This is a genomic window from Plantibacter sp. CFBP 8775 (assembly GCF_014839505.1).
Classification (GTDB): domain Bacteria; phylum Actinomycetota; class Actinomycetes; order Actinomycetales; family Microbacteriaceae; genus Plantibacter; species Plantibacter auratus.
Genome location: NZ_JACYNV010000001.1, coordinates 1 through 26,498 on the forward strand (window position 1 = coordinate 1; position 26,498 = coordinate 26,498).

The 26,498-nt window shown below is 69.8% G+C and carries 26 protein-coding genes and 1 pseudogene; 10 read left to right on the plus strand and 17 right to left on the minus strand.

The window, feature by feature from the left end; all coding sequences use genetic code 11:
• Positions 1-377: 377 nt before the first annotated feature.
• The 11 genes from IFR14_RS00005 to IFR14_RS00055 all read right to left on the minus strand — a co-directional run bounded on the left by IFR14_RS00005 (position 378) and on the right by IFR14_RS00055 (position 11,712).
• Complete coding sequence (locus IFR14_RS00005) at positions 378-1,844, minus strand: hypothetical protein (protein WP_191939852.1); 1,467 nt, start codon at positions 1,842-1,844, stop codon at positions 378-380.
• The gene (locus IFR14_RS00010; protein WP_244175350.1) at positions 1,834-2,646 is read right to left on the minus strand and encodes a TIGR03943 family putative permease subunit; all 813 of its coding nucleotides are present in this window, start codon (positions 2,644-2,646) and stop codon (positions 1,834-1,836) included. The genes IFR14_RS00005 and IFR14_RS00010 overlap by 11 nt, the downstream gene beginning before the upstream one ends.
• Positions 2,639-3,727 carry a permease gene (locus IFR14_RS00015; protein WP_369821859.1) on the minus strand — a complete coding sequence of 363 codons (1,089 nt, stop codon included), beginning with the start codon at positions 3,725-3,727 and terminating at the stop codon, positions 2,639-2,641. Before IFR14_RS00015 ends, IFR14_RS00010 begins: the two co-directional genes overlap by 8 nt.
• A 7-nt stretch (positions 3,728-3,734) precedes the next feature.
• Positions 3,735-4,136, minus strand: coding sequence for a Fur family transcriptional regulator (locus tag IFR14_RS00020; protein WP_079704165.1), 402 nt, complete (start codon positions 4,134-4,136; stop codon positions 3,735-3,737).
• A gap of 95 nt (positions 4,137-4,231) precedes the next feature.
• Positions 4,232-5,128 carry a metal ABC transporter permease gene (locus tag IFR14_RS00025; protein ID WP_079704166.1) on the minus strand — a complete coding sequence of 299 codons (897 nt, stop codon included), beginning with the start codon at positions 5,126-5,128 and terminating at the stop codon, positions 4,232-4,234.
• Positions 5,125-5,979, minus strand: a complete 855-nt coding sequence (locus IFR14_RS00030) for a metal ABC transporter ATP-binding protein (protein WP_191939853.1) — start codon at positions 5,977-5,979, stop codon at positions 5,125-5,127. Before IFR14_RS00030 ends, IFR14_RS00025 begins: the two co-directional genes overlap by 4 nt.
• Entirely contained in the window at positions 5,976-6,950 is a 975-nt protein-coding gene (locus tag IFR14_RS00035) for a metal ABC transporter solute-binding protein, Zn/Mn family (RefSeq protein ID WP_191939854.1), read from the minus strand. The genes IFR14_RS00030 and IFR14_RS00035 overlap by 4 nt, the downstream gene beginning before the upstream one ends.
• A 97-nt stretch (positions 6,951-7,047) precedes the next feature.
• Positions 7,048-8,421 carry a dihydrolipoamide acetyltransferase family protein gene (locus IFR14_RS00040; RefSeq protein WP_191939855.1) on the minus strand — a complete coding sequence of 458 codons (1,374 nt, stop codon included), beginning with the start codon at positions 8,419-8,421 and terminating at the stop codon, positions 7,048-7,050.
• A gap of 26 nt (positions 8,422-8,447) precedes the next feature.
• The gene (locus tag IFR14_RS00045; protein ID WP_370282136.1) at positions 8,448-9,428 is read right to left on the minus strand and encodes an alpha-ketoacid dehydrogenase subunit beta; all 981 of its coding nucleotides are present in this window, start codon (positions 9,426-9,428) and stop codon (positions 8,448-8,450) included.
• Positions 9,425-10,564, minus strand: coding sequence for a thiamine pyrophosphate-dependent enzyme (locus IFR14_RS00050; protein WP_079704171.1), 1,140 nt, complete (start codon positions 10,562-10,564; stop codon positions 9,425-9,427). The genes IFR14_RS00045 and IFR14_RS00050 overlap by 4 nt, the downstream gene beginning before the upstream one ends.
• Positions 10,561-11,712: a histidinol-phosphate transaminase gene (locus IFR14_RS00055; RefSeq protein WP_342365606.1), complete on the minus strand. Its 1,152-nt coding sequence runs from the start codon at positions 11,710-11,712 to the stop codon at positions 10,561-10,563. The genes IFR14_RS00050 and IFR14_RS00055 overlap by 4 nt, the downstream gene beginning before the upstream one ends.
• A 100-nt stretch (positions 11,713-11,812) precedes the next feature.
• Here IFR14_RS00055 and IFR14_RS00060 point away from each other — a divergent pair, with 100 nt between their 5' ends.
• A complete protein-coding gene (locus tag IFR14_RS00060; RefSeq protein ID WP_191939856.1) occupies positions 11,813-12,205 on the plus strand; it encodes a phage holin family protein in 393 nt (130 codons plus the stop codon).
• 29 nt (positions 12,206-12,234) lie between these two features.
• On the opposite strand, the gene IFR14_RS00065 is transcribed toward IFR14_RS00060, so the two are convergent.
• Together IFR14_RS00065 and IFR14_RS00070 are read right to left on the minus strand one after the other, a co-directional pair.
• On the minus strand, positions 12,235-13,689 hold the full coding sequence (locus tag IFR14_RS00065; RefSeq protein ID WP_191939857.1) for a hypothetical protein: 1,455 nt from the start codon (positions 13,687-13,689) through the stop codon (positions 12,235-12,237).
• Positions 13,686-13,964 carry a hypothetical protein gene (locus IFR14_RS00070; RefSeq protein ID WP_191939858.1) on the minus strand — a complete coding sequence of 93 codons (279 nt, stop codon included), beginning with the start codon at positions 13,962-13,964 and terminating at the stop codon, positions 13,686-13,688. Before IFR14_RS00070 ends, IFR14_RS00065 begins: the two co-directional genes overlap by 4 nt.
• Before the next feature lie 206 nt (positions 13,965-14,170).
• On the opposite strand from IFR14_RS00070, the gene IFR14_RS00075 reads away from it, so the two are divergent.
• Both IFR14_RS00075 and purB read left to right on the plus strand, forming a co-directional pair.
• Positions 14,171-14,698 (plus strand): low molecular weight protein-tyrosine-phosphatase, encoded by a 528-nt coding sequence (locus tag IFR14_RS00075; protein WP_191939859.1) that lies wholly within the window; start codon positions 14,171-14,173, stop codon positions 14,696-14,698.
• Positions 14,695-16,077: an adenylosuccinate lyase gene (purB, locus tag IFR14_RS00080; RefSeq protein ID WP_191939860.1), complete on the plus strand. Its 1,383-nt coding sequence runs from the start codon at positions 14,695-14,697 to the stop codon at positions 16,075-16,077. Before IFR14_RS00075 ends, purB begins: the two co-directional genes overlap by 4 nt.
• 193 nt (positions 16,078-16,270) lie before the next feature.
• Here the strand turns inward: purB and IFR14_RS00085 are convergent, their stop codons facing one another.
• From IFR14_RS00085 to IFR14_RS00095, 3 genes are all read right to left on the minus strand, one after another.
• Complete coding sequence (locus tag IFR14_RS00085; protein WP_056010480.1) at positions 16,271-16,537, minus strand: hypothetical protein; 267 nt, start codon at positions 16,535-16,537, stop codon at positions 16,271-16,273.
• Entirely contained in the window at positions 16,534-17,193 is a 660-nt protein-coding gene (locus tag IFR14_RS00090) for a hypothetical protein (RefSeq protein ID WP_191939861.1), read from the minus strand. Before IFR14_RS00090 ends, IFR14_RS00085 begins: the two co-directional genes overlap by 4 nt.
• A 70-nt stretch (positions 17,194-17,263) precedes the next feature.
• The gene (locus tag IFR14_RS00095; protein ID WP_191939862.1) at positions 17,264-18,319 is read right to left on the minus strand and encodes a nitronate monooxygenase; all 1,056 of its coding nucleotides are present in this window, start codon (positions 18,317-18,319) and stop codon (positions 17,264-17,266) included.
• Positions 18,320-18,443: 124 nt separating this feature from the next.
• Here IFR14_RS00095 and IFR14_RS00100 point away from each other — a divergent pair, with 124 nt between their 5' ends.
• The 6 genes from IFR14_RS00100 to IFR14_RS20655 all read left to right on the plus strand — a co-directional run bounded on the left by IFR14_RS00100 (position 18,444) and on the right by IFR14_RS20655 (position 24,817).
• On the plus strand, positions 18,444-19,223 hold the full coding sequence (locus IFR14_RS00100; RefSeq protein WP_191939863.1) for a carbon-nitrogen hydrolase family protein: 780 nt from the start codon (positions 18,444-18,446) through the stop codon (positions 19,221-19,223).
• Between the two features lie 60 nt (positions 19,224-19,283).
• Positions 19,284-20,750 carry an APC family permease gene (locus IFR14_RS00105; protein ID WP_137243040.1) on the plus strand — a complete coding sequence of 489 codons (1,467 nt, stop codon included), beginning with the start codon at positions 19,284-19,286 and terminating at the stop codon, positions 20,748-20,750.
• Between the two features lie 41 nt (positions 20,751-20,791).
• Complete coding sequence (locus IFR14_RS00110) at positions 20,792-21,526, plus strand: FadR/GntR family transcriptional regulator (protein WP_137243039.1); 735 nt, start codon at positions 20,792-20,794, stop codon at positions 21,524-21,526.
• 124 nt (positions 21,527-21,650) lie between these two features.
• The gene (locus IFR14_RS00115) at positions 21,651-23,282 is read left to right on the plus strand and encodes a chromosome partitioning protein ParA (RefSeq protein WP_191939864.1); all 1,632 of its coding nucleotides are present in this window, start codon (positions 21,651-21,653) and stop codon (positions 23,280-23,282) included.
• A 7-nt stretch (positions 23,283-23,289) separates the two neighbouring features.
• Positions 23,290-24,150 (plus strand): helix-turn-helix transcriptional regulator, encoded by an 861-nt coding sequence (locus IFR14_RS00120; RefSeq protein WP_191939865.1) that lies wholly within the window; start codon positions 23,290-23,292, stop codon positions 24,148-24,150.
• 97 nt (positions 24,151-24,247) lie between these two features.
• Positions 24,248-24,817: an MmyB family transcriptional regulator gene (locus tag IFR14_RS20655; protein WP_159876324.1), complete on the plus strand. Its 570-nt coding sequence runs from the start codon at positions 24,248-24,250 to the stop codon at positions 24,815-24,817.
• Between the two features lie 38 nt (positions 24,818-24,855).
• On the opposite strand, the pseudogene IFR14_RS00125 reads toward IFR14_RS20655, so the two are convergent.
• Positions 24,856-25,677, minus strand: a pseudogene (locus tag IFR14_RS00125) (helix-turn-helix transcriptional regulator); the annotation flags it as partial.
• A gap of 184 nt (positions 25,678-25,861) precedes the next feature.
• Here IFR14_RS00125 and IFR14_RS00130 point away from each other — a divergent pair.
• On the plus strand, positions 25,862-26,407 hold the full coding sequence (locus IFR14_RS00130) for an MmyB family transcriptional regulator (RefSeq protein ID WP_191939866.1): 546 nt from the start codon (positions 25,862-25,864) through the stop codon (positions 26,405-26,407).
• Positions 26,408-26,498 lie beyond the last annotated feature (91 nt).

The window sequence follows — 26,498 nt, forward strand, 5'->3', positions numbered from 1 at the left end:
TCTCAAGGATCGGATGCTCCTGCCTTTGGCCATCACGACCGCCCTGCAGGGCAACTTCTCTATCTTACATCTTCCCGGCTTGTTGTCAACTCGGCGTTTCAGCCGCTCTGCGAACAGAGTCATGCTGAGCACGAGTGACACCAGGAGGAAGTCATCCAACCGAGACTTGAAACGGTAACATCGAAATGTTCTCGCTTTTGGCTGGGGATTGTCCCCGCTTGAGGCCGAGAAGCTCTTCCGCTTCCCGCACCTTTGGGGTGACGAGTGATTACTCTACGTGTGTCTCGGGATCGTGGCAAATTCCGCTTGCATCCCGGGCGTGTCGCCCGGAATCACGCGGTTTTCGCCGAGGCGGCCGCGAACGGGTCGGCGCAGGGTCACTGCGCGACTCCCGTGCCGGCGCACCAGGACAGATCGAAACCGGCCTGCGTCCCGACCACCTTGCCGGTGCGGGCGTCGACGACCTCGATCTCGGGACCGTTGGGCATCGGCGCGTTGGCGTACCCGTCGAAGCCGGCCTTCGCGAAGTCGGGGACGACGACGACCGCGACGTACTCCGCGTTCGGGCTCGCGCACAGTGACCAGATGACGGCACCCGCGTCAGGTCGATAGAGCTCGGCGGTCGCGCCGTCCTTGATCGCCAGTACCCGCTGCTCCGTGGTTCCGGCGGCACGGTCGTAATCGGCGTAGATCCTGGCCGACAGGGACTCGGACAGTGCGACGAGTTGTCCGGGGATCTCGGTGGGTGCCACCGAGGGCAGGACGAACGGTTCGCTCTTCCCCGTCGCAAGGTCGAGCACGACCACACCGTCGACCTGCTCGATGACGACCTTGGTGGTGCCCGGGATGTAGCTCGAGATGAGGGAGGCCCGGCCGAGCAGCACCGGATCGGTCGTCGCAGCAGGATCGAGCAGCTCGAGCGAGTTGTCCACCGTGCGGACGAGCATCGAGGAGGTCCGGGGCACGAACGACCACTCCGCCGCCTGGACCGCAGCCCCGTCGATCCCGCCGACCCGGGCGGCCTCCGTGGGTTTCCCCTGCCGCAGCTCGAACGAGTACAGCGTGAGGTTGTCGCCGCCGTCGCGGCCGAACGACTGTTCCGTGAACAGGAACCCCACCCGACTCTGCGCCGGAGCGGTCTGCAAGGAGGTGATCATCCCGCCCATCGGGAGGGCCACCTCCTGGGTACTCCCGTCGGTCGTGTCCACCACCACGATGCGACCGAGCCCGCTCGTCTCCTGCTCCACGACGATCAGGGAGTCGCCGATCGTCGCGAACTCCTGGATCTTCGCCGCTTCGTACGCGGTCTCGGGTTCACCACCGCCGATCGAGAGCCGCACGATCCGGTCGTCCGCCTTCGTCGCCGCCGAGCCGCCCTCCTTGACCGGACTCCGCACGAGCGAGAACCCCTCGACGGGCGGCGTCGAGAACGACGTCGTGAGCGTGGCCGCCGGTCCGCCACCCGGCGCGGTGACCCCGTCGACCGTGATCCGGTAGTCCGTCGCGTAGGCGAGCGGCTCAGGGAAGACCAGCGTGATGCCGCCGGCCCCGGTAGTGACGTCGAAGTCGGCTGCCGGCTCGATCCGCACCCGGTCCGAGCCGAGATCCGCGATCGGTTGGTTCACCGCCAGGACGACCCGCTGGCCCCAGGACTCCACGAGTCCGGTCGGGTCGACCACCGTGCGGACGAGCTTCGGCCCCTGGGTCAAGCCCACGACGGCCGCGCCGCCGCCGATGACGACGAGCGCGATCAGCACGATCGCGACCAGTCGGCCGAAACCGCTCCGGTCGCCGGCGGCCGGCGTCGACCGGCCTCGTGCAGCATCCCGGCGATCAGTAGTCATACGGGTCCGCCGGCTCCTCGACCTTGTCGACCTTCGCCGTCCCGACCACCAACGGCAGATGCGAGGCGTCGCTCGCGGTGAGCGCGCCCGAGACCTCGACCCAGTCGCCGGGCTTGAGCTGTTGGTCCCACCCGTCGAGCTGCACGGGCACACCGACCGGCTGGGCGTCCACGGCGCAGCAGTTCACGACGAACCGCGAGACGTAGAAGACGTCGGCCGCGTCCGGATCGGCGATCACGAAGCCGACCCCGGTGAAGGCGCGCCCTTCGAGGTCGGCGGGTCGAGTCGTCTGGCGCAACAGCGTCGCCCAGTCCTTGATGCCGAAGGTGCTGAAGTCCGGGTTCGAGGTCAGCACCGTCTGGGCGTCCTGCCCCTGGACCTCACCCGCGAGCGTGCCGGAGTTCACCGCGCGCTGGTCGGCCGTCGCGACCGACAGCGTCGACGGCGGGAGCACCACCATCGCGCCGACGACCGCGAGACTTCCCACGACGGAGGCGAGCTGCAGCGCCGTTCGCCCGCGACGCTTCGGCACCTCCTCGACGTCCACATGGACGAGGACGCTGACGATGCCGAGCGCGACCGCGATGAGCGCCATGATGACGGTGAAGACGAAGTATCGCGGGTGGATGTAGAGCCCGAGGCGATCGGTCAGTGCGAGCCAGAGGATGCACACGGCGGCGGTGACGAGCAGCAGCACGCCCCACCATCGCTGCCGGAGGCGTTCGAGCAGTGGGACGCGACGATCGCCGGCCGTCGACGTCTCGGCGTGCGCGTGTCCGTGCGTGGCGTTCTGATCAGGCAAGGGCGTTCACTCCGAATCCGAGGGCCGCCGAGAACAGCACGGCGACCGCGGTGATGATCACGAGGGTCCTGGTCGTGTAGGTGGTGCGCATGAGCGCGAGCATCTTGACGTCGACGACGGGGCCGAGGACGAGGAAGGCGACGATCGAGCCGGGCATGAACGTGGATCCGAAGGACAGCACGAAGAAGGCGTCGACGTTCGAGCAGATCGAGACGATCACGGCGAGCGTCATCATCGCGAGCACCGACCAGACGGGGTTCGCGCCGAGGGTGACGAGCACCTCGCGCGGCACCAGCACCTGTACGGCGCCGGCCACGGCGGACCCGATGAGCAGCGCCGGCATGATCGCGCGCGCCTCCGCGACGAACTGCTGCAGGCTGCGCTCCACCTTCGTGTGCTCGTGCCCGTGCTGCTCGGTCACCTCGCAGCTGGCTTGGAAGGTCGGCGTGAGCAGCGAGCTGGGGTCGGGGTGCTTGCTGAAGAGCCACCCGATGAGGTTCGCGAGCAGGAACCCGCCGACGAGCCGGGCGACGAGGATCCCGCCGTCCCAGCCGAAGGCCTGATGCGTCGTGACGATGACGATCGGGTTGAGGATCGGCGCCGCGAGCAGGAAGGTGATCGACTCCGGCACCGTGAACCCGCGCACGATGAGGCCGCGGGCGAGCGGGACGTTCCCGCACTCGCAGACCGGCAGGAACATGCCGAGCAACGAGATGCAGGCTCGGCGGAGGATCGGCTGCGTCGGCAACCACCGCTCGAGCCAGCCGTCGGGAAGCCAGATCTGCACGAGGATCGACAGCACGATGCCGAGCACCACGAACGGCAGCGACTCCACCACCACGCTGAGCGTCAGGGTCACGAAGTCGCGCACCGCGGTGGGCGGGGTGAGCGCCTCACCGAGCGGCATGAGCGCCCGGAGCACGAAGAGGCCGACCACCACGAGCAGTGCGACGCCGATCAGGAGCGGTGTCCGCAGGTTCCGTGGATCACGTCCTTCGGTGCGACCCCAGTGCTCCGCGCCGTCGTCGTCGGGCGCGGTCCAGTCGTCGTCGACCCCGAGGGTTCCGGTCGTCCTGCTCACTCCGGCCTCACGCGCGCTGGGCCGCCGCCGAGCAGTTCTCGCAGAGCCCGAAGACGTCGACGACGTGCTTCGCCTCGGTGAACCCGTGCTGCGACGCGACCGAGCGCGCCCAGGCTTCGACCTCGTCGGCCTCGATCTCGATGGTGAGACCACAGTTGCGGCAGATGAGGTGGTGATGGTGGGTGCCCGGCGTGCAGGCGCGGTAGAGGTTCTCGCCCTCGGGCGACTGCAGGGAGTCCGCTTCGCCCTCGACCGCGAGGTCGGAGAGGGCGCGGTACACGGTCGCGAGCCCGATCGGCGAACCGGTGTCGCGGAGTTCGGCGTGCAAACCCTGGGCGCTGATGAATCCGTCGTTGCCGCCGAGGGCCTCGCGGACAGCTTCTCGCTGCCAGGTGTTGCGCTTCGCCACGGGTGCTCCTGCCTGTCGCTTCAAGGGTACCCGGGAACCGCTCGGAGGACGCTCCGAAGCAGCTCCACGCGGACGCGGTGCACGGTCCACGATCATCACGCGACCTGGGCGTGCCGCGTCTCGCCGACGGGTGCCCGACGACCACGTCGCCCGGACGCGGTGCGCGGCCCGACGATGCGGCAGACGAGGTAGATGAGGAAGGAGATCGTCGTGATGTAGGGGCTGATCGGAAGCGATCCACCGATGGCGAGCAGGATGCCGCCGACCGCCGAGACGAAGCCGAAGAGCATGCTCAACACCGGGACGAGGACGGGCGACGACGACACCCGGAGCGCCGCGGCAGCAGGTGTCACGAGCAGCGCGAGGACGAGCAGCGCACCGATGATCTGCACCGACACCGCGACGGTGAGCCCGAGCAGCACCATGAAGGCGAGCGAGACGAACCGGCTCGGCACCCCGCGTGCTGCGGCGACGTCCGGGTCGAGGCTGTCGAAGCTGAGGGGTCGCCACAGGAGGAGGAGCGCGACCAGCACGACGATGCTGATGACGATGAGGAGGCCCAGCTGCGGGTCGTCGACCGACACGATCTGCCCCGTGAGGAGCCCGAACTTGTTGGCACTCCGGCCCGGATAGAGCGCGAGGAAGAGGATGCCGAGGCCGAGGCCGAACGGCATGAGCACCCCGATGATCGAGTTGCGGTCGCGCGCCTTCGAGCCGAGCAGGCCGATGAGGATCGCGGCGACGAGGGACCCCGCGAGGGACCCGACGACGACATTCGCCCCGAACAGCAGCGCACCGGCAGCACCGGCGAAGGACAGCTCGCTGATCCCGTGCACCGCGAACGCCATGTCCCGCTGCATCACGAACACACCGATGAGGCCGCCGACGATGCCCAGGACCGCGCCGGCGATGATCGAGTTCTGCACGAGTTCGAGGAGTGCGCCGTAGTCCTGGAAGTTGAACAGGCGTCCCCAGAGGTCGTCGGTGTTCATGCGCCGACCCCCACCGCACCGGTGTGCGGATCGTCATGGTGATGGTGGTGGGTCTCGCTGTCGGGGATGCCGACCACGACGACCCGGCCGTGACTGCGGAGCACGTCGACGGGCGTGCCGTAGAGCTCCGACAGCACCTCGCTGCGGAGCACCTCGTCGGGGGTGCCCTCCCGGAACCGCCCGCCGGCGAGGTACAGGATGCGGTCGACCATGGGGAGCACCGGGTTCACGTCGTGGGTGACGAAGACCACCGCCGTGTCGTGTTCACGTCGGCGACGGTCGATGAGTTCGCTGACCCCGCGCTGATGCTGGAGGTCGAGGCTGAGCAGTGGTTCGTCGCAGAGGAGGAGGATCGGGTCGTCCGCGAGCGCCTGGGCGACGCGGAGCCGCTGCTGCTCACCGCCGGACAGGGTGCCCACCGCGCCATCGGCGTAGGCGGTCGCGCCGACGGAGGCGATCAGCTCGTCGACCCGACGCTTCGTCGCCGCGGTGCGGATGGGGAGTCCGAAGCGGTGACCGTCGACGCCGAGGGCGACGAGATCGCGACCGCGCATCGGCGTGCCGGCGGGGATGAGCTTCTGCTGCGGGATGTAGCCGATGCGGCGGTCGCCGCGGTGCACCGGGCCTCCGGCGACCCTGATGGTCCCGCGGTCGAGCTGCTGCTGCCCGAGGATGGTGCGCAGCAGACTCGTCTTGCCGGAGCCGTTCGGGCCGAGCACAGCGAGGAACTCCCCCGGGTGCACCGAGAGGTCGAGGCCGTCCCAGAGCGTTCGTCCGCCGAAACCGAGCTCGGCCCCGGCGAGTGCGAGGACGTCGACGGGGCCTGAGCCGTTGGCAGAACCGCTGGTCATCGATCCAGGGCGTCCGCCACGGCGTCGACGTTCTCGGTCATCCACGAGAGGTAGTCCTTGCCGTCCGGGAGGGTCTCGGTGAATGACAGCACCGGCACGCCTGCGTTCTCCGCGGCGGTCTTGACCTGCTCGGTCTCGCCGCCACTCGTCTGCTCATTGTAGGCAAGCAGCGCGACCGATCCGCCGCCGAAGAGGTCGAGCGTCTCCTTGAGGACGGTCGGCGACACGTCGGTGCCCTCCTCGATCGCCTCGCTGAACGCCTCGGGGGTGCGGTTCACGAGTCCGGCGCCCTCGAGCAGGTAGAGCGGGACGGGCTCGGTGATGGCGACGCCCTCCCCGTCGTGTGCGGTCTTGATCGCGGCCTGGGCCGTCTCGATCGTGCCGAGGGACTCGGTGAAGGCCTTCGCGTTCGCGGTGTACGTGGCTGCGTTCGCGCTGTCGAGTTCGCCGAGCTCCTTGGCCAGCTCGTCGGCGAGCTTCGCCATCGTCGGGAGGCTGTACCAGACGTGCTCGTTGAAGCCCTCGATGTGGTCGTGGCCGTCGTCCTCGGCGTGCGCCTCGTCCGTGTGCTGCTCGTCGGCGTGGTCGTCGTCCGGGGCGAGGCCCGACAGGTCGACGACGTTGACGACCTCGACGGACTCGTTCTTGGCGGCGTCGAGGAGCGTGTCGACGAACGGGTCGTAGCCGCCGCCGTTCTCGATGACGAGGTCGGCGTTCTTGATGGAGAGCTGGTCCTGCGTGCTCGCCTCGTAGGAGTGCGGGTCCTGGGCGGCCGAGGAGATGAGCGAGGTCACCTCGACGTCCTTGCCGCCGATCTTCGAGGCGATGTCGCCGTACACGTTCGTGGAGGCGACGATGTTGATCTTGCCGTCGTCGGCCGCGCTCGACGCGCTGCTGCCGGAGCAGCCCGCGAGTACGAGGGCGGCTGCCGGGACGATGGCCAAGGCCGGGAGCAGGGTGCGAGCGCGCATTGATGAACCTTCTCGATCGGGGTGAGAAGGCCAACGCTACGCCTATTGATACTGATTCTCAAAATCGCCCGGCTGGAAGGTTCCTGGGCAGGTGTACTCAGTCGAGCAGCAGCGCAGGCTCCTCGATGATCGACGCGACGTCCGCCAGGAAGCGGCTCGCGACGTCGCCGTCCACCACGCGGTGGTCGAAGGAGGCGCCGAGCGTCGTGACGAACCGACTGCGCACCTCGCCGTCGACGACCCATGGCTTCTGCTTGATCGTGCCGAGCGCGACGATGCCGACCTCACCCGGGTTGAGGATCGGGGTACCGGTGTCCATGCCGAAGACACCGATGTTCGTCACCGTGATCGTGCCGTTCTGCTGGTCGGCCGGCGGCGTCTTGCCGTCGCGGGCCGTGATGGTGAGGGTCTCGAGGGCTCGCGCCAGCTCGAGCAGGCTCATCGCCTGCGCCTCCTTGACGTTCGGGACGATCAGTCCGCGCGGTGTCGCGGCGGCGACGCCGAGGTTCACGTAGTGGCGGACGATGATCTCCTGGTCGGTCCACTCGCTGTTGACCGTGGGGTTGCGGCGGACCGCCCAGATCATCGCCTTGGCCATGATGAGCAGCGGCGAGACCTTGACGCCGGCGAAGTCCGTCGAGTTCTTCAGACGCTTGACGAACTCCATCGTGCGCGTCGCGTCGACGTCGACGAAGAGGGAGACGTGCGGCGCGGTGAAGGCGCTGCGGGTCATGGCCGTCGCGATGGCCTTGCGGACGCCCTTGACCGGGATGCGCTCCTCGCGCTCGTCGGCCCACTCCGGCGTCTCGATGTTGCGGAACACGCTCGCCTGGCTGGCCTCACGGATGACGTCGTCGCGGGTGATCTCCCCCGCGAGTCCGGTGCCCTCGATGGCCGTGAGGTCGACCTCGAGGTCCTTCGCGAGCTTCCGGATCGGCGGCTTGGCGATGACCGGCAGCGCGGACGCGGCGGGGATGCTCGACGGCGGCTGGCGGCGCACGGGCGGCTGCGGGGTGACGGCCGGGCTCGCCGGCTCGACGACGGGCGTCGCGCCACGGCCACGGCGACGGCTCGAAGTGTGGCCGGCGCTGCCGTATCCGACGAGCACGGCGCCAGGGCGCGGCTCTTCGGCGGGAGAGACGCTCGCCGCGGTGTCGGCGGCCAGCGTGGCCTCCTCCGACTCGACGACCGCCGGTGCGGGCGCGGTCGGCTCGGCGGTCACTGCTCCACCACCGGTGCTCACGCTGATGATGGGCGTCCCGACGTCGACGGTCTGGCCCTCCTCGACGAGCAGGGCACCGACGGTCCCGGCGAACGGCGACGGGAGTTCGACGAGCGACTTCGCGGTCTCGATCTCGACCAGCACCTGGTTGACCGAGACGGCGTCGCCCGGCGCGACCTTCCATGCGACGATCTCGGCCTCGGTCAGGCCTTCGCCGACGTCCGGCAGTTCGAACTGGAGATCACTCATCGTGGTTCCTCGTCTTCCTTCGGTGTTCAGTACGCCAGCGAGCGATCGACGGCCTCGAGGATGCGGTCGGCATCCGGGAGGTAGACGCCTTCGAGCTTCGCCGGCGGGAACGGGGTGTCGAACCCGGACACCCGAAGAACGGGTGCCTCGAGCGAGTAGAAGGCGCGCTCGGTGACGGTCGCCGCGATCTCCGAGCCGACGCTCGTGAAGCCGGGCGCCTCCTGCACGTAGACGAGGCGGCCGGTCCGGCGGACGGATTCGACGAGCGGGTCGTAGTCGATGGGCGACAGCGAGCGCATGTCGACGACCTCGACGCTCGTGCCCTCCGTGGCGGCCAGTTCAGCCGCCTGCAGCATGACGCTCACGATCGCGCCGTGTCCGGCGAGGGTGACCTCCGTGCCGGTGCGGACGATGCGGCTGCCGTGCAGTGGCGCGGCCGAGCCGTCGAGGTCGACCTCGCCCTTCGGCCAGTAGCGGCTCTTCGGTTCGAGGAAGACGACCGGGTCGTTCGAGGCGATGGCCTCCTGGATCATCCAGTAGGCGTCGTTCGGGGTCGACGGGCTGACCACGCGCAGGCCGGCCGTGTGGGCGAAGTACGCCTCGGGGCTCTCCTGGTGGTGCTCGACCGCGCCGATGTGTCCGCCGTAGGGGATCCGGATGACGACGGGCATCTGCAGCTTGCCCTCGTGCCGGTTGGTGAGCTTCGCGAGCTGCGTCGTGATCTGGTTGAAGGCCGGGAACACGAAGCCGTCGAACTGGATCTCGCACACCGGACGGTAGCCGCGCATGGCGAGGCCGATCGCGGTGCCGACGATGCCGGACTCCGCCAGCGGGGTGTCGAGCACGCGGTCGCCGCCGAACTCGGCGTGCAAGCCCTCGGTGACGCGGAAGACGCCGCCGAGCGGGCCGATGTCCTCGCCCATCAGCAGGACCTTGTCGTCCTCGGTCATCGCCTTGCGCAGGCCGGCGTTCAACGCCTTCGCCATCGGCATGGTGGTCATCGTCATGCGTTGCCTCCTTCGAGCGAGGCTTCGTAGCGTTCGAGCCAGGCCTGCTGCTCGACCATGAGCGGGTGCGGTTCGGAGTAGACGCCGTCGAAGATGAGCTCTCGGCCGGGCGCTTCCAGGGCGAGCGTGCGGACGCGGGTGTCCTCCGCGAGCGCAGCAGCCTCTTCGTCGACCTCGGCGAAGAACGCGTCCGAGGCGCCGAGCCCCTGGAGATACGTCTTGAACCGGACGATCGGGTCGCGGGCGATCCAGGACTGGAGTTCGTCGTCGGTCCGGTACTTGGTCGGGTCGTCGCTCGTGGTGTGGGCGCCGACGCGGTAGGTCATCGCCTCGATGAGGCTCGGGCCGTGGCCGGCGCGGGCGTCGTCGAGGTGCTTCGCCGCCGTCGCGTAGCTCGCGAGCACGTCGTTGCCGTCGATGCGGACGCTGTCGAGGCCGAAGCCGGCTGCGCGCTGGTAGAGCGGCTCGCGGGCCTGGCGGGAGACGGGGACGGAGATGGCCCACTGGTTGTTCTGCAGGAAGAACACCTGCGGCGTCTGGTAGCTGGCGGCGTAGATGTACGCCTCGTTCGCGTCGCCCTCGGAGCTCGAGCCGTCGCCGAAGTAGACGAGCACGGCCGTGTCGCGGTCGGGGTCGCCGGTGCCGACGGCCTTGTCGAAGTTCAGGCCCATCGCGTAGCCGGTCGCGTGGAGGGTCTGAGCGGCGAGCACGAGTGTGTACAGGTGCATGTTGCCGTTGGACGGATCTGCCGGGTCCCAGCCGCCGTGCGTGTTGCCGCGCATGAGGCGGACGATGTCGATGGGGTCGACACCGCGGATCATCGCGACGACGTGTTCGCGGTAGGAGGGGAAGATGTGGTCCTGGGCTCGCGCCGCACGGGCCGAACCGACCTGTGCCGCCTCCTGCCCGTGACTCGGCGGCCACAGCGCCATCTGGCCCTGGCGCTGCAGGTTCGTCGCTTCGATGTCGAAGGCGCGGACGTTCGCCATATCGCGGTAGAACTGCTGCAGGTCGGTCTCGGTCAGGCGATCGAGGAACGGCTGATAGCGCTCCGCGTGTTCGTTCGGCGCGAAGGTGCCGGCCGCGTCGATGAACTGGACGCTGGGCACGGTGGGGTCGTCTCCGGAACGGCTCATCGTGAGCGCACTCCCTCTCGTGTCGGGTGGTCGGCCGGCAGTCCGGCGAGGATCTCTGCAGCGGCGGCGAGGAGCGGTTCGATCGACTCGGCTTCACCGATCGAGATGCGGACGCCGTCGCCGGGGAAGGCGCGGCCGACGATACCGTGCGCGAGGAAGGTCTCGTTCGCGGCGGCCGTCTGCTCGCCGAGGCCGAACCAGACGAAGTTGCCCTGTGCCGCGGGGATGAACCAGCCCTGCTCGCGGAGTGCGGCGGCGAGGTCGTCGCGTCGTGCGGTGATGACCGCGACGCGGGCTCGGATGTCTTCGGCGTTCGCGAGTCCGGCGATGGCCGCCTGCTGGGCGGGCGCGGTGCTGGAGAGCGGGATGGCCGCGTTGCGGGCGCCGTCGAGGACGAGCTCGTGGCCGATGGCCCAGCCGACGCGGAGGCCGGCGAGTCCGTAGGCCTTCGAGAAGGTGCGGAGCACGACGAGGTTCGGGTGCTCGTCGAGGAGCGGGATGCCGTTGACGGCGTCATCGTCGGTGACGAACTCGCGGTAGGCCTCGTCGAGGAGGACCAGCACGTCGGACGGCACGGAGCGGAGGAAGGCGAGGAAGGCGGCGCGTTCGACGACCGGCCCCGTGGGGTTGTTCGGCGTGCAGACGATGACGACGCGGGTTCGGTCGGTGACGGCTGCGGCCATCGCCTCGAGGTCGTGGGAGCCGTCGGGCCGGTTGGGGACACGCACCGACGTCGCGCCGGCGACGGTCACGAGACCCGGGTAGGCCTCGAAGGAGCGCCAGGCGAAGACGACTTCGTCTCCCGGACCGGCGGTCGCGGTGATGAACTGGCTGAGGAGTGCGACCGAGCCGGCTCCGATGTGGATGCGTTCGGGCGTGACCCCGTTGGCTTCGGCGAGCGCCGTGCGCAGTGCGAGTGCGGCGCCGTCGGGGTAGCGGTGGGAGTGCGCAGCCGTGTCGGTGATGGCCGAGAGGACGGCGTCGAGCGGCGGGAACGGGACCTCGTTGCTGGAGAGCTTGAAGGCGTCGGGTGCGGCCGGCTTGCCCTGACGGTAGGGCGGCAGATCTGCGATCTCCGGACGGAGACGGACCGGGCTCCGGCCCGGCTGAGCGGCCGGCTGGGCGGTGGTTGGCAGGTTGTCACTCACTCGACGAGTCTAGGCCGCGAAGGATACCTGCGTCGGAATGCAGTGCGCCGGTCCGAATCGGCCCTTTGCCCGCTGTGGCAAGGGTGGGAGGATTGCCCTCATGGGACGTTTTCTGCTGAACCTGATCGTCAACGGCTTCGCCATCTGGGTCACGACCCTCATCGTCGCCGGTGTGAACGTGACGCCGTACGCGCCTGGCGGCACGCTGGAGACGATCCTGACCTTCGCGCTCGTCGCGCTCATCTTCGCGGTCGTGAACACCATCATCGGTTCGGTCATCAAGGTGCTCGCGTTCCCCCTCTACATCCTCACGCTCGGTCTGATCGGGCTCCTCATCAACGGACTCCTCCTCCTCATCACCGCGGGCATCAGCGGCTGGTTCGGGTTCGGCCTGACCGTCGACGGCTTCTGGTGGGGCGTCCTCGGGGCGATCGTCATCTCGATCGTGAACTGGCTGCTCGGCATCGTCATCCGCCCGAAGACCAAGGACTGACCGGCGCGAAGAACTCATCCGATTGCGGTTCACTCCACTCGATCCGCTCGGTACTGCGATGTCTCGCCGTCACCGGCGAGCTCGGAGAGCGGCTTGACGACTTCCTGGAGGCGCGGATCCGACGACGCGTCGGCGAGCCGCGCCGTGTCTCGGTAGTTCTCGAGCCGGTGGGCCGGCAGCGGGTCGTCGCCGCTCGGCGGAGGCGCACCGTCGAACAGCGACCGGCTGACGACCGTTCCTCCATCAGGCTGGCCCTGACGGCGCCCTGACAGCGCTGGGATGACGTCCTCCGTGTGCTCGAAGTGCGCTCGCGGCACGTCTTCGTCGAAGACGATCGTGTTGACCGGCGCCCCGAAGGTGACGAGCGACGAGTCGTAGTCACCGCTGGCTGCGATGGCTGCCGCGACGATCCCACCCTGCGAGTACCCGACGTGCAGCACCGATGCTCCTTTCGGGACACCTGCGAGTTCCATGGCGTCGAGGGTCGCCCTCGTGCTGTCGGCGGCGAGACCCGGGAGGGCTGAAGCGGCGACGGCGTCCAGATTGCTCTGGTTGTCCCACGGCTCCGATCCGGTGTTCGGAAGACCCGTGTCGATCGTGCCGCCCGACCACACGATCCACTGCTCCGACCCGGTGGCGTCGACATGCCGCTCGACCCGGATCTGGGGGCTCCCCTCCCCTCCGTGCGGCATCCGTCGGGCCAGCTCCTCGTACGTCGTCGGCGGGGAGACGCGGTCGTCCTCGCCGTCTGCCCGAGGGACGGGAGATGTCCGCACCCCGGAGGCCGTCAGGACGCCGGTCGCATCGGCAGTGCGCGCCACGACCAAGGCGGCGAGCGCGACGCCCGGCACCCCGTCGGCAGTGGCCATCATGGAGAGGATGCCGGCGGGGAGCCCCCCGGCCCCGACCAACCACTCATCCGCCGACGAGACGATGCGACGCACCGCATCCGCAAAGAGCGGTGTGGCCATGAGGTCACGCAAGCCCCGTTCGGCGGTGGCGTCGAACTGCTCGCCTGCCCCTTCCGACACCGCGCCGACGACCGCGCGGACGACGGATCCGAGCAGCAGCACGGCTCCGATACCGACAGCGCCGGGCACCCAGGACGCTGGAGATGCGCCCAGGGCCCAGGCGTTGGCGCCATCGGTCAGCTCGAAGAGGGACGCGACCGTGCGCTCGATGTCGCCGTACGCCTCAGCCGACAGGAGGAGTCGTTCTCCGAGGTGAGTCGCCTCGCCCCCGGCTTGCCTGAGCAGGGCTGCTGCCCGCGCGGCGGACTCCCGGCCCGCCTCTCCGTCGAGCTGTGGGACCAGGAGCGGTCCGGCCGGCGCATGGGAGGTGTCCATGCGACCCACGGCGTCAAGCCGCCCTGCCCATTCCTCGCATGAGGCGCCGAGCGAAACCAGGATGCGCGCGAGGTTCAGATGGCCGTCCGTCGCGACAGCGACCACCCCTCCACCACGGAGCACGAGGTCGTCGCTCACCGGAGGCTCCCAGCCGAGATGGTCCCAGCGGCTCCGAGTGATCTCCGAAGCGCCTCGTCGAGCGCCGACGCTGCTTCACGCAACCGCCCGACGAGGTCGTCCGCCGCCCAGGAGAACTCCATCGCCGCCGGCCCTACCCAGTCCAATCCGGATCGCCCGTGCATGAAGTCCGTGATGCCGGTGCTCAGCGCGCTCAGGACGGCGTCGACGCACTGCGCCCGCGACTCAAGTACCGCGAGGGCCTCCTCCGCAGTCCATTCCGACGGGGAATCCATCGCAAACGGGTCGTAGTACTCCAACGCCATGTCGCCTCGCCCTCCGCCCGCCCACCGCCGGCATCACGCTCGACTCTGCCCAACCGGCGGAGCGGTCACGACGGCACACCGTGCTGATGTGGAGGAAGCCGACCGGAGTGGAGCTGTGGAGTGGAGTCAGCTGAGAACGGTTCGACGGCTCGGGCGCGGTCGGCCAGAATAGACGCATGAACACCCTCGGGGAGGCCGACCCCGGCACGACCCCGTTCCGCGTGTGCTTCGTCTGCGCGGGCAACATCTGTCGATCCCCGATGGCCGAGAGCGTCTTCACCGACCTCGTCGCGGCCGCCGGGCTGGAGCGGGTGGTGGAGGTCTCCTCCGCCGGCACCGGCGACTGGCACGTCGGCGAGTACGCCGACCACCGCACGGTCACCGCGCTGCGAGCGCACGGCCACGACGCCACCGCCCACCGGGCCAAGCAGTTCGACCCCGACCGCTTCGACAGTTACGACCTCGTCGTCGCCCTCGACCGCAGTCACGAACGCATCCTGCGGGCCTGGGCGGGCAACGACGCCGACCGTTCCAAGGTGCACCTGCTCCTGAGCTTCGACAGCACCTCCGGGACCCGCGACGTGCCCGACCCCTATTACTCGGACGCCCAGATGTTCGAGACCGTCCTCGGCATGATCGACCATGCCTGCAGATCCCTCTTCCACCAGCTCGAACCAGCACTGACCCAGGGAGCCACCCCATGACCGAATTCCCCGCCCAGCCGCTCAGCCCGCTCGACGGTCGCTACCGCCCCGCCGTGACGGCGCTCGGAGAGTACCTCTCGGAGGCCGGTCTGAACCGCGCCCGCGTGCAGGTCGAGGTCGAGTGGCTCGTCTACCTCACCGAACACTCGATGTTCGGCTCCTCCCCGCTCACCCCGGCGGAGATCGAACAGCTCCGCGCGCTCTACCTCGACTTCGGCCGGGCCGACATCGACTGGCTCGCCGAGAAGGAGGCCGTCACGCGTCACGATGTGAAGGCCGTCGAATACCTCGTGCGCCACCGCCTGTCCGAGCTCGGGCTCGACCGCATCGCCGAACTCACCCACATCGCCTGCACGAGCGAGGACATCAACAACCTCTCCTACGCGCTCACGGTGTCGCAGGCCGTCCGCGCCATCTGGCTGCCGAAGCTGCGCCTCGTCCTCGACTCCCTGCGCACCAAGGCCGTCGACTTCCGGGCCGTCCCGATGCTCGCCCGCACGCACGGCCAGCCGGCGACGCCCACCACGATGGGCCGCGAGCTCGCCGTCACCGTCTACCGACTCGAGCGCATCGCCGTGCAGATCGAGGCGAACGAGTACCTCGGCAAGTTCTCCGGCGCGACCGGCACGTTCGCCGCCCATGTCGTCGCCGATCCCGACGCGGACTGGCCCGCCATCTCGCGCGAGTTCGTCGAGGGACTCGGCCTCGACTGGAACCCGCTGACGACGCAGATCGAGTCGCACGACTGGCAGGCGGAGCTGTACGGCAAGATCTCCCACGCCAACCGCGTGCTGCACAACCTCGCGACGGACATGTGGACGTACATCTCCATCGGCTACTTCCGGCAGATCCCGGTCGCGGGCGCCACCGGCTCGTCGACCATGCCGCACAAGGTCAACCCGATCCGCTTCGAGAACGCCGAGGCCAACCTGGAGCTGTCGAGCGCGATCCTCGACTCCCTCGCCGCCACCCTCGTCACCTCGCGACTCCAGCGCGACCTCACCGACTCGAGCGCCCAGCGCAACATCGGTGTCGGGTTCGGCCACTCGCTGCTCGCCCTCGACAACATCCTCGGCGGCCTCGGGCAGATCGACCTCGCGGAGGACGTGCTCGCTGCGGACCTCGACCACAACTGGGAGGTGCTCGCGGAGGCCATCCAGACGGTCATCCGCGCCGAGGTGACCGCGGGTCGCTCGAACATCGAGGACCCCTACGCGCTCCTCAAGGAGCTCACGCGCGGCAAGCGTCTCGGCCAGGCGGAGCTCGTCGAGTTCGTCTCCAAGCTCGACATCGGCGACGCCGCGAAGCAGCGCCTGCTCGAGCTCACCCCGGCGACGTACCTCGGGCTCTCCGACGACCTGGTGGACTACCTGCCGTAGGTCGCCCATCGACAGGCTCGGGGAACGGGAGACCGGGCACCGAGCCTGTCGGCGTGCGCCCTTCGACAAGCTCAGGGACCGGAAGGAACGCTCAGGGACCGGAAGGAACGCTCAGGGACCGGAAGGAACGCTCAGGGACGGCGCGCTGCAGTCGGGGCCCGGAAGAACGCTCCGGGCCGGAGGGACGAGACGGTCAGTGGCCGGAGGGGCGCGGCGGACGCTTGTCGTCGCCGTCCTGCTCGTCGAGGTCGAGCTTCTCCTGGAAGTCGGGCTTCACGGCGAGCGCCAGCATCGCGAGGACGACGAGCGAGGCGATGAACGCGATGCCCAGGCCGATGAGCGACAGGACGATCTCGCGGGTCGACATCAGAACGACGACGCCGGTGAAGACCCCCATGACGCCCGAGAGCACGAGGAGCTCGATCGGCCGCAGGACGTCGTCGCGGTTGGGCTTGCTCATGATGCGGCTCCAGCCGTGCCGGTGGTGTCGTCGGTGGCTGCGCCGGTGACCGGGCGCTTGCCCGCCCACCGCAGCGACAGTCCGCCGATGACGAGGTAGACGCCGATGATCGCGGCGTATGCTCCGACGAGGCCGACGACGACGATGTCCGCACGGAGGACACCCTCGACACCTCCCGGGGCGGCGAATCGCTGCTCGAGTCCGGGCGGGACGAGGAGCGTCGCGATGGCGAGCAGCACCGTGAAGGCACCGACCGCGGTCCAGTCCTTCGCCGCGGCGAGGCGTCCGCGCCAGCGGATCCCGCTGTACAGCTCGAGGAATCCGGTGAGGGCCGCCCACAGGGTGACGACGTAGAGGAAGATGCTCAGCCCGCCGCCGCTCACGAGCAGCGAGAAGACGCCGGTCACGACGCCGATGACGCCCTGGCCGAGGAAGAACGCGCGCGTCACGGTGTCGGAGAAGTTCGGGAACGCGAAGGCGCCGACGATCGCGCCGGACAACAGCGCGAAGACCCCGAAGACCACGAGGCCGAACTGCGAAGAGTGGCCCTGCGTGAAGGTGACGACCCCCGCCGTGGCGAGCGCGATCACCGCACGCAGGATCGGGACCATCCAGTACCGATCGTGCTTGGCGCCGTCGAACGGAATGCTGGGCACGGTGAACGTCTCATCTCTTGCAGGAAGTCCTCTCCAGCTTACGCGGTCCTGCGGGGGACGCGGACCGGGGTCAGGGTGCCCTGGGTGGGACCGACAGGCCCGCGGCGAGTTCCACGAAGACGGCCGCAGCATCGGCCCGATCCCGGGTCAGCAGTGACGCCTGCCCAGCCCAGAAGCCTTGGAGGTCCGCGACGCCCCGCTCGGAGGCGACGGTGCGGAACCGCCCGGTCAGCCAGTTCTGGACCGGGAACGGGGCGACGACCCTCGACGCCTCGATCTGTCGCAGCACCCGGTTCGGGACACCCCGGCCGAGCCTGCCGCTCATCGCGCGCGTGAGGACGGTGCCGTCGGCGGGCGTCGCAACGATGGCCGCCCGATGCTCGGCCGTCGCAGCGGAGACGCTCGTGCGGAGGAAGGCGGTCCCGACCTGCACGCCGGCGGCGCCGAGCGCCCGTGCGGCGGCGACACCACGTCGGTCGGCGATACCGCCGGCGGCGATCACCGGGACGTCCAAGGCGTCGACGAGCTGCGGGATCAGGGCGACCAGGCCGACGAGGGAGTCCTCGGCTGCTCGCAGGAACGAGACGCGGTGACCGCCGGCCTCCATGCCCGTGCCGACGACGACGTCGACGCCGCCCTCCTGCAGGGCGAGTCCCTCGGCAACCGTGGTCGCCGTCCCGACCACGACGATGCCCCGCTCGTGCGCCGCGTCGACCACCGGCCGCGGCGGAACCCCGAAGACGAAGCTGACCACGGCGGGCCGCACCTCCAGGACGGCCTCGATCTGCTCGTCGAACGGCGGCACGTACCGGGCCGGGCGATCGGGCAGCTCGAGCGACAACTCGTCGAACACGGATCTGAGCGCCTCGACCGCGGCTGCGAAGGACGCCTCGGAGTCGTCGGGCGACAGCTCGTCTCCACGCGGCAGCCACAGGTTCAGCGCGAAGGGCGCCGCGGTCCGCTCGCGGAGCGCCGTGACCGTCCGCTCGATGCGCTCGGCGTCGTAGCCGTAGAGACCGAAGGAACCCAGGCCGCCCAGCTCACTCACCGTCGCGGTGAGCTCGACGGAGGACAGGCCCCCGAAGGGGCCGAGCACGATCGGGACGTCGACAGGAAGGGCACGCACGCCCCCAGTATGTCCCTCGCCTCTTGCGGGTGAAACCGGATCGAAACATGATGGACATCAAACATTTCACTTTGAGCTGTTTACTGAGTGCATCGACGCACGCCCACCGAGGAGCTCCACCGCCATGACCCTGACCATCGCCGGACTTCAGCACCACGGCGTCCCCGGAGACGTCGAGGCGAACCTCGCGCTCGTCGCCGACGCCGCCAGACAGGCATCGGATCGCGGCGCGGATCTGCTCGTCACCCCCGAGATGTTCGTCACCGGCTACAACCTCGGCGACCGCCTCGCCCCGCTCGCCACCCCGGAGCTGGTCGACCGGGTCGCCGCCATCGCAGACGAGACCGGGATCGCGATCCTCGCCGGCCTGCCCGAACCACTCCCCGGCGGAGCCGTCGCGAACGCCCTCGTCCTCGTCGGTCCTGACGGAATCGAGCTGCTCCGGTACCGCAAGACGCACCTGTTCGGCGAGCTCGACCGACAGCTCTTCGTGGCCGGTGACACCCTCGCACCGACCGTCGACCTGGGTGGCGTCCGCGTCGCCGTCCTCATCTGTTACGACGTCGAGTTCCCCGAGACCGTCCGCGCGGCGGCCCTCGACGGTGCTGACGTCGTGATCGTCCCCACCGCGCAGATGGAGCCGTACGCGCACATCGCCGAGCGGCTCATCCCGGTGCGCGCCTGGGAGAACCAGGTCCACCTCGTCTACGTCAACCGCGTCGGCTCCGAAGGAGACCTCACCTACGTCGGTCGCAGCAGCATCGTCGGCCCGGACGGCGTGGTCCTCGACGCGCTCGACGGGGACGCCGTCGGTCTCATGATCGCCACGATCGATCCCGAGGCCACCAAGCGCGCCAGGCAGGAGAACCCCTACCTCGCCGACCGCCGCGCCGAGCTGTATTGAAGGATCCCGTCCTTCCTCCCCTCCCCTCCGAGTCCCCCGACTCCCCTGGAAAGTGACCTCATGACCGTGAACCCCATCGCCGAGCCGCGTCAGCGCCTCGACGGCCAGCTCGGTACCGGCTCCATCGTCTTCATGGTGATCGCCGCCGCCGCACCACTCACCGTGATCGGCGGCAACGTCCCCATCGCGATCGGCACCGGCAACGGCGCCGGAGCCCCGATCGGCTTCGCCCTCGCCGCCGTCATCCTCCTCGTCTTCTCCGTCGGCTTCGTCACCATGACGCCGTTCGTCCGCGAGGCGGGCGCGTTCTTCTCCTACGTGACGGCCGGACTCGGCTCGCGCCTCGGCCTCGGTTCCGCGTTCACCGCGCTCGTGGCCTACACGGCGATCCAGGTGGGCGTGTACGGCTACATGGGGTGGGCGCTCGACGACCTCGTCACGTACTTCGGCGGCCCGAGCCTGCCCTGGTGGCTGTACTCCTTCGCGACGATGGCGATCGTCGCGGTGCTCGGCTACCGGCACATCGACCTGAGCGCGAAGGTGCTGGGCATCGCCCTGACGCTCGAGATCCTCGTGGTCGTCGTGCTCGACGTCGTCATCTTCGCGACGGGCGGTGCGGACGGCATCGCGGTCGAGACCTTCGACCCCGCCAACATCTTCACCGGTGGGATCGGCGTCGCCGTGCTCTTCGCGCTCACCGGCTTCATCGGATTCGAGGCGACCGCGGTCTTCCGAGACGAGGCGCGCAACCCGGAACGCACCATCCCGCGAGCCACGTACCTGGCCGTCGTCATCATCGGCGTGTTCTACGCCATCTCCTGCTGGGCGCTCGTGACGGGCGTCGGCGCGGGGAACGCCGTCGCGGTCGCCCAGCAGACGCTCGCCGGCGAGGGCAACCTCCTGCTCGACACGACGACGACCTACCTCGGCCCGATCATGCGCGACGTCGTCCAGGTGCTGCTCATCACGAGCCTGTTCGCGTGCGTGCTGTCCTTCCACAACGTCATCGCGCGCTACCAGTTCACGCTGGCGCAGAAGGCGGTGCTGCCCGCCCGTCTCGGCCGGCGTCACCCCGCACACCACTCGCCGTCGACCTCCTCGATCGTGCAGACCGTGACGGCGGCCATCGTCCTCGCCGGGCTCGCCATCGCCGGCCTCGACCCGCTCGTCGGGGTCTTCGGATCCATGGCCGGGGTGGCGACCGTCGGGATGGTGCTGCTCATGCTGACGACCTCGGTCGCCGTCCTCGTGTTCTTCGCGCGCCGACCCGAGCTGGTCGCCGGCCGCACGTGGGGTGCGCGGGTGTTCCCGATCCTCGCGGTGGTCGGACTCGCGTTCGCGCTGTGGCTCGTGCTGTCGAACTTCACGCTCGTCACCGGCGGAAGCGTCACCGTGAGTGTCGTGCTCGCCCTCATCCCCGTGGTCGCCATGCTGATCGGTATCGTGTTGGGGAAGCGGTTCCCTCTGGACGCCGAGCCGGACGGCGCGGTGAGCGAGGCGACCGCCGACCAACCGACCGCCGGCTGACCCAGGGTCGCGGAGTCGATCAGCGACGAGACGAGGGTGCCATGGATCTGGGTTCGCCCTCACTCGGAGCGATCCGCCGGACGACCGCCGTCGACACCGTCCGCGCGCGCATCTCGCTGGCGCTGGAGCTCGGGATGCTGGTGCCCGGCCAACGGCTCCCGGCACCCGAGGAAGCGGCTCGAGCGTTCGGGGTCAGCGAGATGTCGGTGCGGCGCGCCTATCGGGCGTTGAGCGACGAGGGCGTCGTCGTCCGGAGGCAGGGCAACACGGGTGGCACGTTCATCGCGGATGCGCCCGCGGTGGGCACCGTGCCCGAGATCGCCGCCTACCGCGAGGACGCCGTCCACGTGCACGCGCTCATCGACCAGCGCGCGACGCTCGAAGCCGGGCTGGCGGCGCTCTCGGCGGCCGAACCGGAAGCGTCGTCCCTGCGTCGACTCGACGACCTCGTGGCGACCATGCGAACGGAGCCGGACTGGAGCAGGTTCCGCGAAGCCGATGCGGCGTTCCACGCCGAGCTGGCGGTGTCGGCAGGCGTGCCGGGGGCGGCCGACCTCCACGACCGCGTGTCCCGCGAGCTGTACTCCTACTTCATCCCCTACCGGATCGAGTACCTGCGCGCGTCGAACGAGGAGCATGCTCTGCTCGTCGCCGCGCTCCGTGACGGCGATGCGGCAGCAGCGAGTCGCCTTGCCTTCGACCACGTCGCGGAGCTCCACCGCTCGATGTACGTCGGCCTCGCGGGCCACACCGACGGCGCGCAATCCACTCCTTGAAGCGCTTGGAGACGATCGAAGGCGCGCCCTCGGCGAGGCGTCACGGCTGGGGCCGGAAATCCGACATGCGCCGTACTAAGGCATAGTGGGGACGGGTTCACCCCCGCCGCGAAGGAGTGAGAGCATGATCGACAAGGCCTCGATACAGGACTTCCCGCCGATGACGGCATCGCTGCTGGCGGACAATTCCGGCGTGTTCCGCGTCGGCACCGCCGAGCAGTACCTGACCGCCACCGACGCGGGAACGGCCCGCCGCCAGCTCGTCGAACTGATGCAGGCGGAGGCCCGGAAGGCGGGTCGACCGATCCGCGTGACGGTGACCGACCCCACGAGCGTCACCGTGCTCCTCATCGGTGTCGACGGCGAACTGCAGGAGGAACCACAGTCCGCAGCGCCCGCGCGCACCGCACAACGGACCACGCCACCGCCCGCTGCCGCGCAACGGGTGCCGCTCATCCAAGCTCCACCGCCCGCGCCCGCCCAGCCGGGACCCGCGCGTCCGGCCCCGGTTCAGCCGCAGACACCGCCCCGCGCCACCCCCGCCCAGCCGTCGACGGCTGCGCCGGTCCCGGCGCAGCCCACGCCGCCGGTCTCCGCCAACCCGCAGGCGACCTCGGCACCACAGCCCGTCCCGCCGCAGCGCCCGACCGTGCAGCAGCCCGCGTTCGGCACACCGCCGTTCCAGCCGGTCTCGAACCAGCCGAACGCGCAGCAGCCGGTGCCGGCGCAGCGGGCGGTCCCGGCCCAGCATTCGGTGCAGGCACTGCCGGCCGCGCCCGCGCAGCAGCAGCACCCGATCCCACAGCAGCAGCAGGCTCCGGGCCTGCCGGCCGCCCCGGCTCGCCGCGACCTGCGCGATGCGCCCTCGTTCCTCGCGCCGCCCACGATCGGCCCGGCGCAGCACGGGCTCGCCGGCCTGCTCAACAAGCTCGGCTTCTCGGTGCCGCCGTCCGCGAGCGAGCGCGCCGAGCGTGACGACGTCCACGCCGTGTCACGCCACTTCCCGAGGCGTCGCACCATCTCCGTCGCGAACCAGAAGGGCGGCGCCAACAAGACGCCGACCGTCGTCAACCTGTCGTCCGTCTTCGCCCGGTACGGCGGTGGCGGCGTCGCGGCCTGGGACAACAACGAGACCATGGGCACGCTCGGCTGGCGGACCGAGCAGGGCGGCCATGATTCGACCGTCCTCGACCTCCTCGCCGCGGCGAGTGACCTCCTCTCCCCCGGCGCCGAGCGAGCCGACCTGTCGCGGTTCGTCCACCACCAGCCCGGCGACAAGTACGAGGTGCTGCGATCCGCGGCCGACGGCGAGCATGTGGTGACCGCCGACGAGGTCGACCTCGTCCATCGCGTCCTCGCGAAGTACTACCGCCTGATCGTCATGGACTCGGGCAACTCTGCCGGTGCCCCCAACTGGCGGCGCATGGTGGAGCTGACCGACCAGCTCGTCATCCCGACCACGACCGTCGAGGACAAGAAGGAGGGCGCGCGGCTCACCCTCACCGCCGTCAGCCGCGTGAGCGAGCGCGGTGCTGAACTCGCGCGGAATGCCGTCGTCATCGTCTCCGAGGCCGAGGCCAAGGACACGTCGATCGCCAACGCGTACGCCGAGGACTTCCGACCCTACGTGCGCGACGTGGTCGTCGTCCCCTTCGATCCCGCCTTGAAGAACGGCGTCATCCGTCACGACGCCCTGCGGTCGAGCACGCAGCGGGCGTGGCTCGCAGCGGCAGCCGCGGTGTCGCGCGGACTCTGACCGGGCCATGACGCAGGGAGCATCGGAGACCGGAATCACGCGGGCGGCCGCGCTCGGCGACTACCTCAGGGCTCGTCGAGGACTGGTCCGACCGGAGGACGCGGGGTTCGTCCCGGAGGACGGGCGGCGGGTCGCCGGACTCCGACGCACCGAGGTGGCAGCCCTCGCGGACGTCAGCGCCGACTACTACCTCCGCCTCGAGCAGGGGCGGGATCAGCGCCCGTCGGAAGAGGTGCTGGCGGGCATCGGTCGGGCCCTTCGACTCGACGAGCACGCCGTGGACTACCTCTTCCGGCTCGCCTATGACGTCGACCTCTTCCCGGCCGAGCGCCGACCGTTGGACGCCGGCACGCCAGCACCGGCCGGACGATCCGTCCCGGACACGACACTCCTCGACCACTGGTCGGACACCGGGGCGTACATCACCGACGGCAACCGGGACATCGTCGCATCGAACGCGCTCGCGCGACGCATCGGCGGCGGCCTCCTCGACGTCGGGCAGAACGACGTGCTCGGGTACTTCGACGATCGGGTGCGGTCCATCGCCCCGGAGTGGGAGGTGAGCGCTCCGGCCGTGGTCGCAGCGCTCCGCTACAGCAGCGATCCGAGCAGCCCTCGGTTGCGGACGATCGTCGAGGAGCTCACCGCCCGCAGTCCGCTGTTCGCCCGCCTGTGGGCTCGCCATGACGCCCGTCCACTCGCCGGCGGTCCACTTCGGGCCTCGATCGACGAGTTCGGGACCGTCGAGCTGCAGTATCAGCACCTCCTCGTCCCCGACTGGCCCGGTCATCAGTTGACGACGGTCTTCGCAGAGCGCGGCTCCCCAGGGGCCGCGGTGCTCGCCTACCTCGCCGCCCGGGCCGACTGACCGCCATCAGGAGCGATGACCGGCGCACGCTGACCGAGGTGGGCCGACGGGCACCAGAGGGGTAGCCGACGGCGGTCGCAGCGCCTACCGTGGACGCATGATCGCGAACGAGGGCGTGCGTGAGCGCCGGGACCGGATCAGGGACTTCATCGACTCCTGGCGAGAGGTACCCGTGGTCCTCTGCGACCGCACGCTGGACGTCCTCGAGGCGAATCCGGCGGCGGCACGCTTGACGCCGGCGTTCCACACCGGCGTCAACCTGGCGCGCTTCGCGTTCCTCTCCCCCGACCGGGTCGTCGGCGATCCGCTGTGGACCCGGATGTCCGAGACCACCGCGGAGCTCCTCAAGCGGTCGGTCGAGGAGCACGATACGGATCGTCCGGCGGCTCGGATCATCGGTGAACTCTCCGCGAAGTCTCGCGACTTCGCTCAGACCTGGGCCTCGGGCGACGGGCACTCCGGGACGTCGGGCCCCATCGTCTTCCCCACGCCGGCCGGGGAGGTCCGGATGGTCTACAACGTCTTGAACGCTCCCGGGCCCGAGGGCGACCTGCTGCTGGTCTTCGTCCCGTCGGGAGCATCGTCCCGGGCGCGGCTGAAGCGGCTGTCCGAGGCGGTCTCGCCGGACGAGCCCTCCACCTCGAGCGATCCGGTGCCCTCCCGCTGAAGCTCGTCCCGAGCTGCGAGGTAGGCGATCGCCGCCGCCGCAGCTGAGCCTGGCTCGTCGAAGAACACCGTGAGGAACTGGTCCGTGTGCGGGACCTCGAAGGTCTGCGCCCGGAAGTCGACCCAGCCGAGCGGCTCGATGAACGTGCGCGTCCGCCGGGACATCTGCGGTTTGACGAGGTGTTCCGCCCAGATCGTCCGGAACACCGGGTGCCGTGCCGAAAGCATCCCGACGATCTCCTGGAGGCGCGGATCGTCCGGTCGGCCGTAGTAGCGGAGCGGGGCGGTGAGGTCGCGGAGGGTCCCTTCCCACTCCCGGTGCATGCGCTCGTACTCCGGTGCGTCGGGCGACGTGGTGCCTCGGAAGTCGGCGTACTGCTCGAAGGCCGAGACGAGCAGGTTGACCCCGGGGTCGAGCATGCCCGGCGGCACCCATGCCCGCGCGAGCGCGTTCGCGGCGACGACGTACTGATTGTCGTCGCTCACGTACGCGGGCGTGCCGGACCAGTGCGCGAGGAGCCGGGCGACCCGGTCGTCGAGTCGCGTCGACCGGTCGTCGACCGCGCGCATGAACGGCCTCGGGCTCGCCAACCGGAGCAGGTATCGGCGTCCACTGTCGTCCAGCAGCAGGGCACGGGCGAGCCCGAGGAGGACCTGCTCCGACGGCCGCCGCACACGACCCTGCTCGATCCGCAGGTAGTACTCGGGGCTGATGCTCGCAAGGTGCGCGACCTCCTCGCGGCGCAGGCCCGGCACCCGTCGGGACGTGTCGGCGCCGATGCCGACCTGCTCTGGCCGCACGAACTCCCGGCGCGCGCGGAGGAACTCGCCGAGAGCATTCGACAGCCGAGTTGGTGACATCGCCGCGTCCTCCGGAGAGCGAGTGGGATCGACGCCAATCCTCCCCCAGCAAGCTCGTCTGTATGCATCCTTCCGCGGCCGATCATGGGTCGTTTCTGGACATGTCGACCGACGATCGGTCGTTCGCTGAGCCTGACCCTGCGCGTCCCACCCGGTCGCCGCCCGACGTCACTATCGTGGTCGCATGGTTGAGCGCGGACCCGCCGATCGGCTCCCTCAGGACCTGGTCGATCTCGTCGACTCCTGGTCGACCGTCCCCGCGTTCGTCCATGACCGCCACTTCACGGTGCTGCACGCCAACCACCTCGCCCAGGCGTTGTCGCAGGCCTTCCGTCCAGGAGCCAACCTGCTGCGCTCGACGTTCCTCCGCCCGGAGGTCCTCCGGGCGAGTCCCGATCCCGGCCTCGTCACCGAGCATGTGGTGGGCGAACTCCGGAAGTCGCTCGGCACCCATGAGTGGGACGCGGTCTTCGAGGGCCTCGTGGACGAACTCCGCTCCGGGAACAACCGCTTCGCCGAGGCCTGGGCCGGGCTGGAGCCGGGCCTTCGACCCGATGCGGCCGAGTCGTTCACCTTCGACCGTCCGGATCTCGGGCGCCTCGAGCTGCGCTACCTCCAGTTGGAGGTCCCCGAGCACTTCGGCATGAGTCTCGTGGTCTGGCGAGCGTGCGACGAGGCTTCGGCACGGCTGCTCGCGGTCCTCGCCGGGCAGTCCCCCGACCGGACCTGACGAGCGGGCCGCTACGATCCGACCGCCGACGGGCACGATCTCGTCATCCGTCGGAAGGGTTGTCGTGCCGTCCCTGCTGGGCTGGAGACGA

Excerpts from the sequence above, each read along its gene's own strand:
- IFR14_RS00005 (WP_191939852.1), bottom strand. The coding sequence starts at position 1,844 with ATGACTACTGATCGCCGGGATGCTGCACGAGGCCGGTCGACGCCGGCC.
- IFR14_RS00025 (WP_079704166.1), bottom strand. The coding sequence starts at position 5,128 with ATGAACACCGACGACCTCTGGGGACGCCTGTTCAACTTCCAGGACTAC.
- IFR14_RS00030 (WP_191939853.1), bottom strand. The coding sequence starts at position 5,979 with ATGACCAGCGGTTCTGCCAACGGCTCAGGCCCCGTCGACGTCCTCGCA.
- IFR14_RS00035 (WP_191939854.1), bottom strand. The coding sequence starts at position 6,950 with ATGCGCGCTCGCACCCTGCTCCCGGCCTTGGCCATCGTCCCGGCAGCC.
- IFR14_RS00040 (WP_191939855.1), bottom strand. The coding sequence starts at position 8,421 with ATGAGTGATCTCCAGTTCGAACTGCCGGACGTCGGCGAAGGCCTGACC.
- IFR14_RS00045 (WP_370282136.1), bottom strand. The coding sequence starts at position 9,428 with ATGACGATGACCACCATGCCGATGGCGAAGGCGTTGAACGCCGGCCTG.
- IFR14_RS00050 (WP_079704171.1), bottom strand. The coding sequence starts at position 10,564 with ATGAGCCGTTCCGGAGACGACCCCACCGTGCCCAGCGTCCAGTTCATC.
- IFR14_RS00060 (WP_191939856.1), top strand. The coding sequence starts at position 11,813 with ATGGGACGTTTTCTGCTGAACCTGATCGTCAACGGCTTCGCCATCTGG.
- IFR14_RS00070 (WP_191939858.1), bottom strand. The coding sequence starts at position 13,964 with ATGGATTCCCCGTCGGAATGGACTGCGGAGGAGGCCCTCGCGGTACTT.
- IFR14_RS00075 (WP_191939859.1), top strand. The coding sequence starts at position 14,171 with ATGAACACCCTCGGGGAGGCCGACCCCGGCACGACCCCGTTCCGCGTG.
- purB (WP_191939860.1), top strand. The coding sequence starts at position 14,695 with ATGACCGAATTCCCCGCCCAGCCGCTCAGCCCGCTCGACGGTCGCTAC.
- IFR14_RS00085 (WP_056010480.1), bottom strand. The coding sequence starts at position 16,537 with ATGAGCAAGCCCAACCGCGACGACGTCCTGCGGCCGATCGAGCTCCTC.
- IFR14_RS00100 (WP_191939863.1), top strand. The coding sequence starts at position 18,444 with ATGACCCTGACCATCGCCGGACTTCAGCACCACGGCGTCCCCGGAGAC.
- IFR14_RS00105 (WP_137243040.1), top strand. The coding sequence starts at position 19,284 with ATGACCGTGAACCCCATCGCCGAGCCGCGTCAGCGCCTCGACGGCCAG.
- IFR14_RS00110 (WP_137243039.1), top strand. The coding sequence starts at position 20,792 with ATGGATCTGGGTTCGCCCTCACTCGGAGCGATCCGCCGGACGACCGCC.
- IFR14_RS00115 (WP_191939864.1), top strand. The coding sequence starts at position 21,651 with ATGATCGACAAGGCCTCGATACAGGACTTCCCGCCGATGACGGCATCG.
- IFR14_RS00120 (WP_191939865.1), top strand. The coding sequence starts at position 23,290 with ATGACGCAGGGAGCATCGGAGACCGGAATCACGCGGGCGGCCGCGCTC.
- IFR14_RS20655 (WP_159876324.1), top strand. The coding sequence starts at position 24,248 with ATGATCGCGAACGAGGGCGTGCGTGAGCGCCGGGACCGGATCAGGGAC.
- IFR14_RS00130 (WP_191939866.1), top strand. The coding sequence starts at position 25,862 with ATGGTTGAGCGCGGACCCGCCGATCGGCTCCCTCAGGACCTGGTCGAT.